The 14,450-nt window shown below is 68.7% G+C and carries 14 protein-coding genes; 12 read left to right on the top strand and 2 right to left on the bottom strand.

From position 1 onward, the window contains the following. Positions 1 to 27: 27 nt before the first annotated feature. From PJ985_RS05125 to PJ985_RS05095, 7 genes are all read left to right on the top strand, one after another. Entirely contained in the window at positions 28 to 1,368 is a 1,341-nt protein-coding gene (locus PJ985_RS05125) for a CpaF family protein (protein ID WP_271682318.1), read from the top strand. Between the two features lie 3 nt (positions 1,369 to 1,371). Further along, complete coding sequence (locus PJ985_RS05120) at positions 1,372 to 2,343, top strand: type II secretion system F family protein (RefSeq protein WP_271682317.1); 972 nt, start codon at positions 1,372 to 1,374, stop codon at positions 2,341 to 2,343. A gap of 10 nt (positions 2,344 to 2,353) precedes the next feature. Beyond that, positions 2,354 to 3,244, top strand: coding sequence for a DUF5936 domain-containing protein (locus tag PJ985_RS05115; protein ID WP_271682316.1), 891 nt, complete (start codon positions 2,354 to 2,356; stop codon positions 3,242 to 3,244). Positions 3,245 to 3,646: 402 nt separating this feature from the next. Continuing rightward, positions 3,647 to 3,850: a hypothetical protein gene (locus tag PJ985_RS05110; protein ID WP_333909830.1), complete on the top strand. Its 204-nt coding sequence runs from the start codon at positions 3,647 to 3,649 to the stop codon at positions 3,848 to 3,850. Positions 3,851 to 3,909: 59 nt separating this feature from the next. After that, positions 3,910 to 4,437: a hypothetical protein gene (locus PJ985_RS05105; RefSeq protein WP_271682315.1), complete on the top strand. Its 528-nt coding sequence runs from the start codon at positions 3,910 to 3,912 to the stop codon at positions 4,435 to 4,437. 35 nt (positions 4,438 to 4,472) lie between these two features. Continuing rightward, positions 4,473 to 5,081: a hypothetical protein gene (locus PJ985_RS05100; RefSeq protein WP_271682314.1), complete on the top strand. Its 609-nt coding sequence runs from the start codon at positions 4,473 to 4,475 to the stop codon at positions 5,079 to 5,081. A gap of 57 nt (positions 5,082 to 5,138) precedes the next feature. After that, positions 5,139 to 5,873 carry an OmpA family protein gene (locus PJ985_RS05095; protein ID WP_271682313.1) on the top strand — a complete coding sequence of 245 codons (735 nt, stop codon included), beginning with the start codon at positions 5,139 to 5,141 and terminating at the stop codon, positions 5,871 to 5,873. A gap of 11 nt (positions 5,874 to 5,884) precedes the next feature. Here PJ985_RS05095 and PJ985_RS05090 read toward each other — a convergent pair whose 3' ends face one another. Both PJ985_RS05090 and PJ985_RS05085 read right to left on the bottom strand, forming a co-directional pair. After that, on the bottom strand, positions 5,885 to 7,621 hold the full coding sequence (locus PJ985_RS05090; protein ID WP_271682312.1) for a serine/threonine-protein kinase: 1,737 nt from the start codon (positions 7,619 to 7,621) through the stop codon (positions 5,885 to 5,887). A gap of 141 nt (positions 7,622 to 7,762) precedes the next feature. Then, positions 7,763 to 8,485 carry a hypothetical protein gene (locus tag PJ985_RS05085; protein ID WP_271682311.1) on the bottom strand — a complete coding sequence of 241 codons (723 nt, stop codon included), beginning with the start codon at positions 8,483 to 8,485 and terminating at the stop codon, positions 7,763 to 7,765. A 101-nt stretch (positions 8,486 to 8,586) separates the two neighbouring features. Between PJ985_RS05085 and PJ985_RS05080 the strand changes: the two genes are divergently transcribed. The 5 genes from PJ985_RS05080 (at position 8,587) to PJ985_RS05060 (ending at position 14,366) form a co-directional block, all read left to right on the top strand. After that, on the top strand, positions 8,587 to 9,111 hold the full coding sequence (locus PJ985_RS05080; RefSeq protein WP_271682310.1) for a DUF1990 family protein: 525 nt from the start codon (positions 8,587 to 8,589) through the stop codon (positions 9,109 to 9,111). 439 nt (positions 9,112 to 9,550) lie between these two features. Next, complete coding sequence (locus PJ985_RS05075) at positions 9,551 to 10,300, top strand: prepilin peptidase (protein ID WP_271682309.1); 750 nt, start codon at positions 9,551 to 9,553, stop codon at positions 10,298 to 10,300. Between the two features lie 212 nt (positions 10,301 to 10,512). Beyond that, on the top strand, positions 10,513 to 11,280 hold the full coding sequence (locus PJ985_RS05070) for an isoprenyl transferase (protein WP_271682308.1): 768 nt from the start codon (positions 10,513 to 10,515) through the stop codon (positions 11,278 to 11,280). A 477-nt stretch (positions 11,281 to 11,757) separates the two neighbouring features. Continuing rightward, entirely contained in the window at positions 11,758 to 13,059 is a 1,302-nt protein-coding gene (locus tag PJ985_RS05065) for a PhoH family protein (protein WP_271682307.1), read from the top strand. Between the two features lie 554 nt (positions 13,060 to 13,613). Continuing rightward, complete coding sequence (locus PJ985_RS05060; RefSeq protein ID WP_271682306.1) at positions 13,614 to 14,366, top strand: transglycosylase SLT domain-containing protein; 753 nt, start codon at positions 13,614 to 13,616, stop codon at positions 14,364 to 14,366. Positions 14,367 to 14,450 lie beyond the last annotated feature (84 nt).

The following is a 14,450-nucleotide window of genomic DNA, read 5'->3' as shown; positions in this document are numbered from 1 at the left end:
CGAGACCGAGGCGAATGAGGAGCACCCATGGGTCTGAGGTCCCGGCTCACCAGCCAGGAGGAGCCGACCGCCGTAGGCCAGAGCGACCCCCGGCTGGTGGCGACATACCGCGCCAAGCTGCTGGAGGAGATCGACCTCGCGGAAATGTCCACCCTGCTCCTGCCCGAGCGGAGGGAGCGGCTGGAGCGAGTGCTCGGCCACATCCTCAGCCGGGAGGGGCCGGTGCTGTCCACTCAGGCGCGCGCCCTGCTCATCCGCCGGGTGGTGGACGAGGCGCTGGGGCTCGGCATTCTCGAACCGCTCCTGGAGGACGCCTCGATCACCGAGATCATGGTCAACGGCCCCGACCAGATTTTCGTCGAGCGCTCCGGCCGGGTGGAACAGCTGCCGTTGCGCTTCGCCTCCGAGGAACAGCTGATGCAGACCATCGAACGCATCGTCTCCACCGTGAACCGGCGGGTCGACGAGTCGAACCCGATGGTCGACGCCAGGCTCCCCACCGGCGAGCGGGTCAACGTCATCATCCCGCCGCTGTCCCTCACCGGGGCGACGCTGACCATCCGGCGCTTCCCGCGGGCGTACACCCTGGCCGAGCTCATCGACTTCGGCACGCTCGACGAGCAGCTGCTGCTCCTGCTCTCCGGCCTGGTACGCGCGAAGTTCAACATCATCGTCTCCGGCGGGACCGGCTCGGGGAAGACCACCCTGCTCAACGCCCTGTCCGGCCTCATCCCGGACGGCGAACGGGTCGTCACCATCGAGGACGCCGCCGAGCTGCAGCTCCAGCAGAACCACGTCATCCGGCTGGAATCCCGGCCGCCCAACGTGGAGGGCAGGGGCGAGATCACCATCCGGCACCTGGTCCGCAACTCGCTGCGCATGCGCCCCGACCGGATCATCGTCGGAGAGGTGCGTGGCGGGGAGACGCTGGACATGCTCCAGGCCATGTCCACCGGCCATGACGGCTCCCTGGCCACCGTGCACGCCAACAGCGCCGAGGACGCGCTGCTCCGGCTGCAGACCCTGGCGTCCATGTCCGAGCTTCAAGTGCCGTTCGAGGCCCTGCGCGACCAGATCAACAGCGCCGTCGACGTCCTGGTCCAGCTGGTCCGGAACCCGGACGGCTCCCGGCGCGTCGCCGAGGTCGCCGTCCTCGCCTCGCACGGCCGGGAAACCTTCCGGATCGCCACCGTCGCCCAGTTCCGGGCCGACCCCATGACCCGGGACGGCGCCGTGCACGGGCACTTCCGCCACCACCCGGTGCCGCGTGCCGTCGCGGACCGGCTCTACCTCGCCGGAGAACAGATCCCGCAGGCCTTCGGCGTCCACCTCGACGACAGCCTGATCACCACCCGGGAGGCCGGGTAGCCGATGAACAGCCTCTCCCAGCTCACCGCCGGCCTGGCCCTGCTGGCAGCGGTGACCGCAGTAGCCGGCATCCAGCTCTGGGCCTCCGGCCGGGCCCGCCGCCGCCGGCTGCTCCAGCGCCTCGCCGGCCCCGAACCGGGGGCGCCGGGTTCCCCCGCCGACCTCACCAAGCAGGCGCCGCACACCCCCCGACGCCGCTTCGACGCGGTGGACCGGCGGCTGCGGAAAACCGAGGCCGGCCGCCGGCTCACTCTCCGGCTCCGTGCCACCGGCCTTGACTGGACCGCGGGGGAGTACGTCGCGTACACCCTCGGCGCGGTTGCCGCCCTCTGGCTGATCGGCTCCGCCGTCCTGGCGCCCTTCTTCGGCCCGGTCTTCGCCCTGGTCGGGCTGTGGGGCGGCAACGCCTTCCTCGCCTGGCAGCGGAACAAGCGCACCGAACAGTTCATCAGCCAGCTCCCCGAACTGTCCCGGCTCATCGCCAACGGCACCGCCGCCGGTCTGGCCCTGCGTACCGCCCTGGCCATGGCCGCCGAGGAGATGGACGACCCCGCGGGCGCCGAACTGGCCACCGTCGCGGACCAGCTGGCCGTCGGCCGTTCCCTGGAGGACACCCTCGGCGAACTCGGGGAGCGGCTGCCGTCCCGGGAGCTGAACGTCCTGGTCACCACCCTCATCCTCGCCAACCGGGCCGGCGGCACCATCGTTGCCTCGCTGCGCAACCTGACCAGCACGCTGGAGCAGCGCAAGGAAACCCGCCGTGAGGTCCGCACGATGCTCGCCGAGATCAACGCCACCGCCGTGACCGTGCCGCTGCTGGGCCTCGGAGCACTTCTGATGATCAACACGATGGCGCCGGGGGCACTCGCCCGGGTCACCGCCAGCACCGCCGGGCAGATCGCCATGGTCGTGGCGCTCAGCATGTACGCCGTCGGCTTCGCCGTGGTGCGCCGGTTCGGCCGGATCGACGTCTGAGGAGATTGCCGTGACAGCAGTACTGGTGGCGCTCGCCATGGGCCTCGCCGTGTTCGGTGCCCTCGCAGGCATCCGGACCCTGCGGGCCGGTGCCCCGCTGCCGCCCGACCTGGTGCTCGCCCTGGAGATGGGTTCCACCCGGGTGACAGCCGGTGGTTCCGCGGTGGACCGGCTGGGGATGCGTTTCGCCCCCACCGTGCTGCGGCTGATGGGGCCCAAGGCCGTGGACCGGAAGCGGCGCCGGATCGACCAGGCCGGCAACCCCGACGGCCTGACCCTCGACCGGTACGCCGCCCGCCGTGCCGTCTACGGCATCTTCGGCGTACTGATGACGCTGATCTTCTTCTCCGCGGGATGGCCGATGCTCGGCCTCTTCGCCCTCGCCTTCGGACTGCTCGCGGCGGATGCCACGATCTGGCAGGGCATCCGGGCCCGCAAGGACGTCATCGAGCGCACACTGCCGGACTTCCTCGACGTCCTGGCCGTGGTGGTCTCCGCCGGCCTCGGATTCCGGCAGGCCCTGGACCGCGTTTCAGCCAGGTATGAGGGCCCATGGGCGGACGAAATCCGCATCACACTGCGCCAGATGGACATGGGAGTGCCCCGCAGACAGGCCTTCGACGAACTGCGCCGGAGGAACGACTCGGAGGCGGTCAACCAGTTCGTCACTGCCCTGCAGCAAGGTGAGGAGCTGGGTGCCCCCATCGCCGACACGCTGATCCAGATCGCCGACGACATGCGCCGGACGGATGCTCAGAACGCCCGTCGCCGGGCGGCGAAGGCCATCCCGAAGGCCACGCTGGCCACCCTCGTCTTCATGGTGCCGGCCACAATGATCATTATCGTGACGGGCATGATCCTGGGCTCCGGCACCGACCTGATGGGCGTCCTGGGCGACTGACCCGCGTGGCCCTGCCGGTGCTGCCCGACGCGGCCAGGCCGGTGATGCACTGTCAGCCGAGGGTCCGGTGGCGGCGCTCCGCCGACCACTGCACAATAAAGTTCGGAGCACTCACCAGCCCTGCCGGGCAACCGACTTGCCCGCTGGGTACAGGCTTGGATACGACGGGTCAGGTGCCAATCCGCGTGTCATGTGGCACAGTCAGTGGCGGTAGGTGTACGGGTTGGCCCGCGGGGAGGGGGTCGGGCATGGCACATCCCGCTTCCGGGTGGGCGCCCGTCGAACAACGCTGCCCCCTGCATCCGGTATCCAGCAGCCCAGATCCGCAGTGCGTCACGGATCGGCTGGGTACAGGTAGCGAGTGGACGGCTGGACGCGGGCCGGCCGAAAGGGAGGGACGACATGAAGAGCATGTTGCTGCACTGGAGACTGCGCGTCTCCGAGCGCCTGCGTGGCCGGTACGCCGACCGTGGTGCCGGTTTCGTGGAGTACGCGGGACTACTGCTCCTGATAGCCGGCGTGGTGGTGCTGGTGATCGGTCTCGGGCTGCCTGCACAGGTCTCAAATGCTGTGCAGAACGCTGTGAACGACATTCTTGGCAACTGAGGCTTCCCGCCAGGGCCAGAGACGACAAGGGTTCCGCCTTCCCGTTGTATATATGGATGGTGAGCGGATTACTGCTCATCGCCTTCATCTTCTTTGTGTTCGCTCAAGCAGCCTTCACGAGGAGTGGAGGTCAATCAGCTGCGGATGCTGCCGCTCTCGCCGCTGCGCGGGAATCACGTGATCATCTGCACGAGCTCTTTCTTGAAGCTGCCGGCGGAGGTGAGGACCTCGAGGAGCTGCTGGACGGCGAGGGTTTCGAGACCGATGGCGCCTGTGTTGAGGCCTCCCGGTTGGCGGAGCGCAATGACGCGAATGTGGTGTCGTGTCTTCCGGAGCCCGAGCGGGTCGGATACACCATCGATATCGAGACGCGAAGGTCCGTGGGGGAATCCGTGATACCTGGTACAGAGGACCAGAGGTCACGCGCTCAAGCGACTGCTGTCATTCTGGGGCTCTGTGAAGTCAGCGAAGAGGCTGACGACAGGGTCGAGCTGACCTGCGACGAGCAGAACTGGGACTTCGACCCGGATGACGAGGAAGCCCTTCCTGAGCCTCGTGATCTGTTCCACATCTATCTTGAAGACTGAACGTCGACGAGTTGAGCGCAAAGGACACGCACCCGATGAATCTCCGTGACAGCAAGTCCCGCCTCATCCTGATCGTTGTCGGGTTGGGTGCTGCACTGGTGATAGCCGTAGCCAGTTGCGGAGGAGGCGGGGATGACGGAAGTGCTCAGAGCACAGCCGAACGAGACGTCGCGGAGGGTGCTGAATCGGATAACGGTGCCGGGGAGGAAGGAGGTGACTCGGGTGGCGATTCGGGTGGAGAAGCGGCCGAGGAAATTCTGGCCACTGTCTCGGGAGAGGACAGCCTCACGCTGACCTTCACACGGGCTGTTCGGGAAGACGGTGGCTTCCTCACAGTGGAGGGAACGCTTCATAACGGAGGTAGTCGAACATGGTTCGACAGTGCTTGGTACGGCACTGAGCGAGAGTTGCAGGAGAACGGATTCTCCATGGCTGGCTCGACATTGACCGCCAAGAGTGAGGGGAGGCGGTACCTGATCCTCCGTGACACCACCGGTCGTTGTCTGTGCACTGGATTCGGTAGCGGCGTCGGCGCGGGCGATACCGTGCACTGGTTCGCGCAGTTCCCGGAACCGGATGCCGGGACCACCGAAGTTGAGTTCCACATTGGTCAAATGCCACCGGCCACGATCGAGATTCGTTGAGGGGCGACTGTCATGGGGTATCGCAGGGATCACGCAGTACGGGTCACCGTGGTCACGGTGGCCGGAACGGCCATGCTCGCTCTTTCCACTCCTGCATGGGCGAACGAGGTAGATGACTTTGAGCAGCCCCCCGGTTACGAGGCGCCGCCGCTTCCCGAGATCGACATGCGGGCGTCCGGATTGAAACTGGGGGATGGGGCAACGCTCGCAGAGCCCCGGGTGCTCGACATCAAGTTCATCACTGAGGACATCGGCGAGCCGGTCCAGTCGGACGACGGCAGTACCACCGGCGACGATGCGGTCGAGGAGGATTCCCTGGAGGTCGGGGCCGGTGGTGCCGAAGAGCCGGCAGATGAAGAGGAGGCCGAAGACAGCGAAGAAGGTGAGGGCGACGGAGGTGCAGGGGAGCAGCACCGAGAGGAAAGGACGGGTGATCTACGGAAGTTCACGCTGCAGACCGACGTACTCTTCGGGAAGGACAGTGACGAGGTCTCCGAGGAGACCCGAAAGGCTCTGAAAGTGGTAGCAGAGGCCCTCGACGAGCATCGGCCGGAGCGCGTCAATATTTTTGGGTTCACCGACAACCTCGGACCGTACGAGCATGGTATCCCGTTGTCCGAAAATCGAGCTAAGAATACCCATGCTGCTCTTCTCGACCTCTTGGACGATGCCTCTGGTATCAGATTCAATGTCCGTGGCTACAGCGAGGACTATCCGTTGTACGACAACGACACGGAAGAGGGCCGGCAGAAGAACCGGCGAGTGGAGATTTCCTGGCCCAGTGGCGCCTGATATACCGTGGACTACTCTCGGGTCATCCACTGCGTGGCGCTGAGCGTATAACTGCGGAGATTTTCGTTGAACGGGTCTTCGCTAACCTGATCAATCCACAATAGTACCAGGTTATTCTGTCTGGTTTCGAAGCAAATCCCCATACCTTCGTCCAGCACGGTATCCCGCAGTATCTGCTCTGCTGTGATCGGGTTGGGAAGCGTGGGGGCGTGTGCTGCTTTGCGGCATTCCTCCGGGGAAGGGTCGGGGGCATCGATGGTGCCTGCATAGATCTCGGGATGAAAGGCGATGCCGTCGTCCGGGATTCCGCCCTGCCCGCAGTGCAAGTAGTGAAAATCAGCTTCCTCGTCCAGGTGCTGCATCGATCCATACTTCACGCCGGTTGTGATGGTGAGTTCGTCCAGGTAAACCTCTGTCAGGTTGGCGCCGTAGCAGCGGCCGGAGGAGACTGTTACATCCTCGCGGAAGAGCGGTGCTCGCAAGGCAATCTCGGTCTTGTCTTCGGGGGGCCAGTAAGCGGAGTCCGACCCCCCGGTCCGGGCGGCCTCCGTCTCCTCGTCGTCGCCTTCCTCGCCGGTATCCCCCGATGGGGCCGTCATATCTTTGCCAGGACCGTTCGGAGTATCTCCGCTGCCGGCCTCGTGGGTGTCGGAGTGGGAACGGTCGGTGCTCGTCAGCTGCCAGACGGCAGTGCCGCTGATCAGCGCTCCGACCGCTGCTGCTGCCGCAGCAAGGGCGACTGTCCGGCGCCGGCCGCCGGTCGGGCGAGCAGTCATGGAGGGCGGGGACGCCGGCTTCTGCGGAGCTGTGGCGGGAGAGATGAGGGCCTGGTCCGGGGGCGTGGCGTGCAGGCGGTGGGTGACCTGGGTGGCGACCGGCGCGGGGAGCCAGTTCTCCTGGCGTTGCAGGGTGCGGCCAGGGGAGAGGGCGCGGCAGGTCTCGATGATGTCGCCCGGGCTCGGACGGTGGGCCGGATCCTTCGCCAGGCAGGCGCCGATGAGGTCGCGGAGCGGCTCCGGGGCGCTGTGCAGGTCCGGCTGCTCCTGGACGATGCGGTACATGACGCCGTGCGCCGAACCGTCGCCGAACGGGTGGCCTCCGGTCGCCGCGTGCTGGGCGATGATGCCCAGGGAGAAGATGTCGGTGGCCGGTGTGGCGGATTGTCCGGTGACCTGCTCGGGTGCCATGTATCCGGGAGTGCCGACGCGGACGTCGGATCCCGTGAGCGGCGTGGCGTCCGCGGCGCGGGCGATGCCGAAGTCGATGACCTTGGGGCCGTCGCCGGCCAGCAGGATGTTTCCCGGCTTGAGATCTCGGTGGACGACTCCGGCGGTGTGGATCGACTGCAGAGCCTCGGCGACCCCGGCGATCAGGAGCAGCACGGTGTCCAGCGGCAGTGGGCCATGGGCGCGCAGGACATCGGCGAGCGTAAGACCGGGGACGTACGCGGTGGCCAGCCAGGGGGCGTCGCCCTCGGTGTTGCTGTCCAGTACGGGGACGGTGAAGAGCCCTTGCACCCTGCGAGCGGCCCGTACCTCAGCCTCGAAGCGGCGGCGGAAGTCCGGGTCCTCGGCGAACTCCGCACGGATCACCTTCAGCGCGATGGGTTGTCCGCCCCGGGTGTACGAGAGGTAGACGCTGCCCATGCCTCCCGAACCGATCCGGGCACGGATTCCGTATCCGGCGACCTCGCGTGGGTCCCCCGGCCCCAGCGGCCGGAATGGTGACGATGCGTCATGCGGTGTCATGGTCCCCCCATATGGCCGGTAACTCCGAACCCACGCATCGTAATATCGTCACAGGGAAGCGCTTCCGGCGGCTCGGGGCGCCTGTCGGGCAAGGGTGCAGAGGGCAGCCGAAGGGGTGGGCATGTCCGCGCGGGCGCTCCGTCAGTCGACGTCGACAGCCTTGACGGCTCGCGCGGCCAGCTGCTCCAGGGCCGCCTTTTCCTCCTCGGTCAGCGGCGGACTCTCCTCGGCCGCGTAGTAGTTGAGGCTGACGAGGACGTTGGCCCGGCGTGCTTCGACGGTGACTCGGACGTCGCCGAGCGGATCGCGGTAGCTTTCGTCACCGAAGTGCAACTCCTCTGCATCGGCGTGCTCGCGCCGCTCCGCGAAGACTCCTCGGGCCTCACCGACCGCGTCATCACCGGTGCCCTGCCAGGGATGCAGACGGAACTCCAGGTGCAGCAGCCGGTCCTCGTTCTCCCAGCGGCAGGAACGGCGTTCGGTACGCAGATCCGCGTAACCGGAGCCGGCCGCCGCCGCGTCGGGAACAAGAGCCGCCACCTGCTCCGTACCCGATGCGCAGGGTTCCGGCAGGTCCCCGGCAAGGCCGCTGCCCGGCCACCAGGGAGCGGTCCACGGCCGGTCCAGCGGCAGGGTGGCGGCGAAGGCGAGGAGTACGACGCTCACGGCGCCCCATCGTCCGGCGGGGGCCATGGGGCGGCGGCTCTGCAGCGCGTGCCACAGCACGATGGCGATCAGCAGGAGCCCCAGCCACTGCAGGGCCGACAACTGCCAGTGGAACGCCCACCACACGACGGCGACCAGCAGCAGCGTCACCCCACTGTGGGACCACGGCCAGCGTCGGGCGGCCCGTGTCCGTGTCATCCCCACCTCCCCATGACAGGCTTGGCCTCGCCGACATCCTGCCCCATGGTGCGGTAGGCGTCCCCCTCCCGACGAGCGGGACGGAAGGGAGCGGAGCGGCGATGGGCACAGCGGGTTTCACCTATCAGGAGGTGGGGGCCACCCGGGACATGGACCGGCCGCTTCCCGCCGGCTACCACACCCTCCGGGTCCGGACCCGGCTCGGCACCGGTGGCGCCGTACAGCGGGTGGCCGGCAGCGCCGTGCTCAACTGGCGCATGCACCGGGCGGTCCTGGGCGTGACGCTCGAACCGGAGGCGCGGGAGGCAGCGCCCGGGGTGGGGGTCATCGTCGGCATCGGGGTGGGGCGGCTCCGGTTGCGCGCCCCCTGCCGGGTGGTGTGGACGCTCCGGGAGGCAGACCGCACCGGCTGGGGCTACGGGACACTGCCGGGGCATCCGGAGAGCGGCGAGGAGGCGTTCCTCGTCGAGCGGCTGCCTGACGACTCGGTCTGGCTGACGGTCACCGCGTTCAGCCGTCCCGCCGTCTGGTGGACGAGAGCCGCGGGACCGTTCGCCCGGTGGGGGCAGCGGGCGTATGCCCACCACTGTGGACGGGCACTGAAGCGGCTGGCCCGGGCCCACTGAAGCAACGCTCGGACCCTCGGCGCCAGCGGGGGGTGACCGGTCGGTAGCTTTCTGCGCCGGGACTCCCGGGCGGCCGGTCCCCCCGAGAGATCGAGGCTGGCCAGGGCGCTGGTCGAGGGGTGCACGAGTCATGCGGAAGAGTGCGTGGCAAGGGGTCCCACGGCCCTGCCCGGTGCGGTATCGTTCGGGCGTGCCGCCCCAGGGTGGCACCCGCTGACGGCCAGCGTCGCCACTCCCACCCCGGCGACGGCTGGCAGGGTGGACCGTGAGCCAACCCCCCCGGCTCCGGTCGAGCCCGCACCATGGGCCGGTCTGCCCTCTCCCCCCACTTGGGCAGGCCGGCCCACATACCTCTCTGTCAGCGGGGCGCGTCGCGGACTCAGCACCGACCGCCCGGCTTTCCCCCCGCCCCCGCTTCCGGCGTCGCTACGCTCGGGCCGTGCATCAGTTTCTGATCGTTCTCGCAGCCGGATACGGCGCCGTCACCGGACCGCTTCTCGCGCGACCCGGCTACCGGCTCTCCGTGGAGCCGGGGCAGCCCTGGCGCTCCGTCTGCCCGCACGGACACGCGGTTCCCCGCGGTCCGCGCGGCTGGCTCGGGACCACCGGCTGTGCCTCGTCCGTCGGCTGCCCGCAGGCTGCGGCGCACGGCCCGCGGAAGATCCCGCTGGCCCTGGTGACCGGGGGCTGCTGTGCGGCCGTGGCTGCCGCCGCCGGGATCCGCCCGGAGCTGATGGTGTGGCTGCTCCTGATCCCCGGCATGGTGCTGCTCGGTGTGGTGGACCGAGCCGTGCAGCGGCTGCCGGACGTTCTCACCCTTCCGCTGGGGGTGCTGGCAGCCGGTGGGCTGGGGCTCGCCTCGCTGCTCCCGGAGGCCGGAGGCAGCTGGTCCGGGGCGCTGCTGGGGGGTGCGGGACTGGGCGTCGGCTATTTTCTGCTGTTCCTGATCCACCCGCGTGGCATGGGCTTCGGTGACGTCAAGCTGGCGATTCCGGTCGGCACCGTCCTGGGGTGGTACGGCTGGGACGCTGTCTTCCTCGGTACGTTCGCCGGTTTCCTGCTGGCGGCCGGGTACGGCCTGCTCCTCGTCGTGGCGCGGCGGGCGAGCCGGCGGACGGAGATCCCCCTGGGCCCCTTCATGCTGCTCGGCGCGCTGGCCGCCGTGCTGCTCAGCGGACTCGCGGGGTGAATCCGCGCCGGTTGCACCCGTCGGGGACCGACATGCGTTACGGTGGAAGCCCCCCCTCGGGCCGGTCCGTAACCCCCCCCACGGACCGGCCCGCTTTTTCTGCGCCCCTTGTGCGCCCCCAGCGTCATGGGATGCCGGCTGTCCACTCCGTGAACCGGCCCATGAGCCCAGGTGTAACCTGACGCGGTACCGCACGGAGGGGCAGACACACGATGAAGAGCAAGCTGCGGCGGCTGGCTGTCAAGCTGTACGCGCGGCGGGTGGAAGGTCGTCTCGACACCGACCGGGCACCCAAGCACATCGGAGTGATCCTCGACGGAAACCGCCGCTGGGCCCGGGCCGCCGGCGGTACCACCAAGCAGGGTCACCAGGCCGGCGCGGCGAAGATCCAGGAGCTTCTCGGCTGGTGTGCCGAGACCGATGTCGAGGTGGTCACCCTGTGGCTACTGTCGACGGAGAACCTGGACCGGCCCGAGGAGGAGCTGGGTCCGCTGCTGACGATCGTCGAGGGTGCGGTGCGGGATCTCGCCGAGGACGGCCGTTGGCGGGTGCACCATGTGGGTGCCCTGGACGTGCTGCCCGAACGGACGCAGAAGGTGCTGAGCGAAGCCGAGGAGCTGGCCGGTGAGCGGGACGGCATACTCGTCAACGTCGCGGTCGGCTACGGAGGCCGTCAGGAGATCACCGATGCGGTCCGGTCACTGCTGGCGAAGCGGGCCGCGGAAGGGGCTTCACTCGAGCAGGTGGCGGAGCAGCTGGGCGTCGAGGACATCTCCGAGCACCTGTACACCCGTGGGCAGCCCGACCCGGACCTGGTGATCCGCACCAGTGGGGAGCAGCGGCTGTCGGGCTTCATGCTCTGGCAGAGCGCACATTCGGAGTACTACTTCTGCGAGGTCTACTGGCCCGCGTTCCGCAAGGTCGACTTCTTGCGCGCACTCCGGGACTACGCCGCACGTCACCGCCGCTTCGGTCACTGACAGCGTACTGACGGGGCGCGCTGACCGAGCGCACTGACCGAGCGCGCTGACCGAGCACGGACGTCGTACTCACCCGGCCGGTCTCCGGGCCCCGTCCGCCCCGCTTCGCCCGTCGGGTGAGGCGGGGCGGCCATGCCCGCGCGCCCCGCCGCACCGTGCGGTACCGCGTGGTGAGGGGGTGCGCCTGCCTGCTCCGCGGGCGCTACCGCGTCGGTCGTCCGTGGGCACTGAAGTGGCATCAGGCATGACAGGGCCGGTCACCGGGCATATCTGTGGCGGGCCGGTGCGTCGTCACCGGTCCGCCGGGAGGCCCGCTTGCGCATCACGGACTCAGCAGAGGACCGGTCCGCCGGCCCGTGCGGCACGGGCAGCGACCGGCCAGACCCCCGGCGCTCCACGCGCCTCGACTCACCAACCTCATCCGAGGGGGTTCGTCCACACGTGGTCAACAGCCAGAAGCGCCCGCAGGACCGGCGCATGTACGTTCTCGACACGAGTGTCCTGCTCGCCGATCCTTCTGCCCTGACCCGCTTCGACGAGCACGAAGTGGTCCTGCCGGTGGTGGTGATCTCCGAGTTGGAGGCGAAACGCCATCATCCGGAGCTCGGCTACTTCGCCCGGCAGGTGTTGCGCCGGCTCGATGACTACCGGGTCCGGTTCGGGCGTCTCGACACGCCGCTGCCGATCGGTGATCTGGGCGGGACTCTGCGGGTCGAGCTGAACCATTCCGATCCGGCGATCCTGCCGCCCGCGATGCTCAACGACCGGGGCAGGATGGGGGACAACGACACCCGCATCCTGGCGGTGGCCCGGAACCTGCAGGCGGAGGGGTACGACGTCACGGTCGTGTCCAAGGACCTGCCGCTGCGGATCAAGGCCTCGTCGGTCGGCCTGCAGGCCGAGGAATACCGCGCCGAGCTGGCCATCACCGAGTCCGGCTGGACCGGGATGGCGGAGGTCACGCTCAGTGGGGAGGCTGTGGATGAGCTCTTCGCCGCCGAGGAGACCGGCGGCCCCCCGGAGATCGCGGAACTCCCGGTGCACACCGGGCTCGTCATCGCTTCGGAAAAGGGCCGGGCGCTGGGCCGGGTGACACCGGACGGCCGGATCCGGCTGGTGCGGGGCGACCGGGAGGCGTTCGGTATCCACGGCCGGAGCGCCGAGCAGCGCATCGCGCTCGACCTGCTGCTCGACCCGGACATCGGCATCGTCTCGATGGGCGGCCGGGCGGGCACGGGGAAGTCAGCGCTGGCGCTGTGCGCCGGGCTGGAGGCGGTGCTGGAGCGCCGGCAGCACCGCAAGGTGATGGTCTTCCGTCCGCTGTACGCCGTGGGCGGTCAGGACCTGGGGTACCTGCCCGGCTCCGAGGCAGAGAAGATGCACCCGTGGGCGCAGGCGGTCTTCGACACGCTGTCCGCAGTGACGTCCCGTGAGGTCATCGAGGAGGTGGTGGCCCGCGGGATGCTGGAGGTCCTGCCGCTGACGCACATCCGGGGCCGGTCGCTCCACGATGCCTTCGTCATCGTGGACGAGGCGCAGTCGCTGGAGCGGAACGTGCTGCTGACGGTGCTGTCCCGGATCGGGCAGGGATCACGGGTGGTGCTGACCCATGATGTCGCGCAGCGGGACAATCTCCGGGTGGGCCGGTACGACGGGGTGGTCGCGGTGGTCGAGAGGCTGAAGGGGCATCCGCTCTTCTCGCATGTGACGCTGACCCGGTCGGAGCGGTCCCCGATCGCCGCGCTGGTCACCGAGATGCTGGAGGAGGGCCGCCAGTAGGAAGGTGTCGCCCCGGCGGGTGTGCCGGGCTGTCGGGCGGCCTGCCCGCTCCTCGAGCGGGCAGGCCGGCTGCTGCGTGCAGGTGCCGCCGGTGCGCGGTACTGTCCGGTCCGTTCGCGGAACGGCAGGCCGGACGGACCGGCAAGGGGCGGCGCAGCGCCACCCGGGGACGCCGGATGCTCTGGACAAAGGGGGCGTCCGGGACGGAGGGCGGGCGAAGCGTAGTGCCTGAGAGATGAGCCGATGCAGTCTTTCCGGAAGATGACAAGCACAAACGCCATGTGACCTTTCCCACACTCCGGTGAATTGCTTCCGCTCGCCGCCTCCGGCAGTGTGTGCCTCTGTCAGGCCCCGCATGCGGCATTGCCGTCCCTACAGGGACGGTTGGCACAGTAGCCATACAACTGAACAGCCGTTCGCCGCATGCCGCCCGAAGTACCATGCGGGTGCTGTGCAGAGTTGCACAGTCACCCTCACCGGGCCCGCGCCTCCCGTGACCAGTGGAGGACCGTGCCAGGGGCACGATTGCGCCCGCGTGGTCACCCGAGCGGGCGATGTTGGAAGGAAACCGTGTGAGCCGGATTTCGGTCCGGGGATTCGCAGTGGCGTCTGCTACCGCGGTGACAACCGTCGGTGCTGCCGTCGGTGTTGCCTCGGGAGATGGACAGAGTGGCACGGACGACCTCGAGGTCGTGGCAGCCGATGCTTCGCTACTTGTCGAGATACCCGTTGGCGGGAATGCCCAGCTTCACACTGCGTCGCTGACCAGGCAGGCAGAGACGCAGTCCACCGCCGCCGACGCGGCGACCAGGAAGGCTGCTGAGGAGACCGCCCGCAAGAAGGCCGCCGAGCAGGCCGCGGCCAAGAAGGCAGCAGCCGAGCAGGCCGCGAAGGAAAAGGCCGAGCGCGAAGCCGCCGAGAAGGAGCGGGAGCAGCAGGCCCGGGAGGCCGCCGCCAGTCGCAGCGCCGAGCGCACGGACGTGAGCACCGCGAGCGCTCCGGTCCAGGCTTCCTACACCAAGGCCCAGATCCAGGCGATGGCCCAGGAAATCGTGGGCGCCGGCCAGTATCAGTGCTTCTCGAACATCGTGGAGCGGGAGAGCGGCTGGAACCACACCGCTACCAACCCTTCGTCAGGTGCGTACGGTCTGGTGCAGTCCTACCCTGCATCCAAGATGGCGTCGGCGGGCAGTGACTGGCGGACCAACCCGGCCACCCAGATCCGCTGGGGCCTGAACTACATGAACGAGCGGTACGGCAGTCCGTGCGGCGCCTGGGAATTCTGGCAGGCGAACCACTGGTACTAGTCCTCCGGCGGTGGCCGATGATCCGGCCACGTTCCGAGCTTCACGCAGCCCTTCGTACTCATCCGGTGCGGGGGGCTGCTGTGG

It is taken from the genome of Streptomyces sp. ACA25 (assembly GCF_028200735.1).
Lineage (GTDB): Bacteria > Actinomycetota > Actinomycetes > Streptomycetales > Streptomycetaceae > Streptomyces.
Note: the sequence above shows the minus strand (reverse complement) of the source record. Positions and strands in the feature narration are given on the sequence as shown.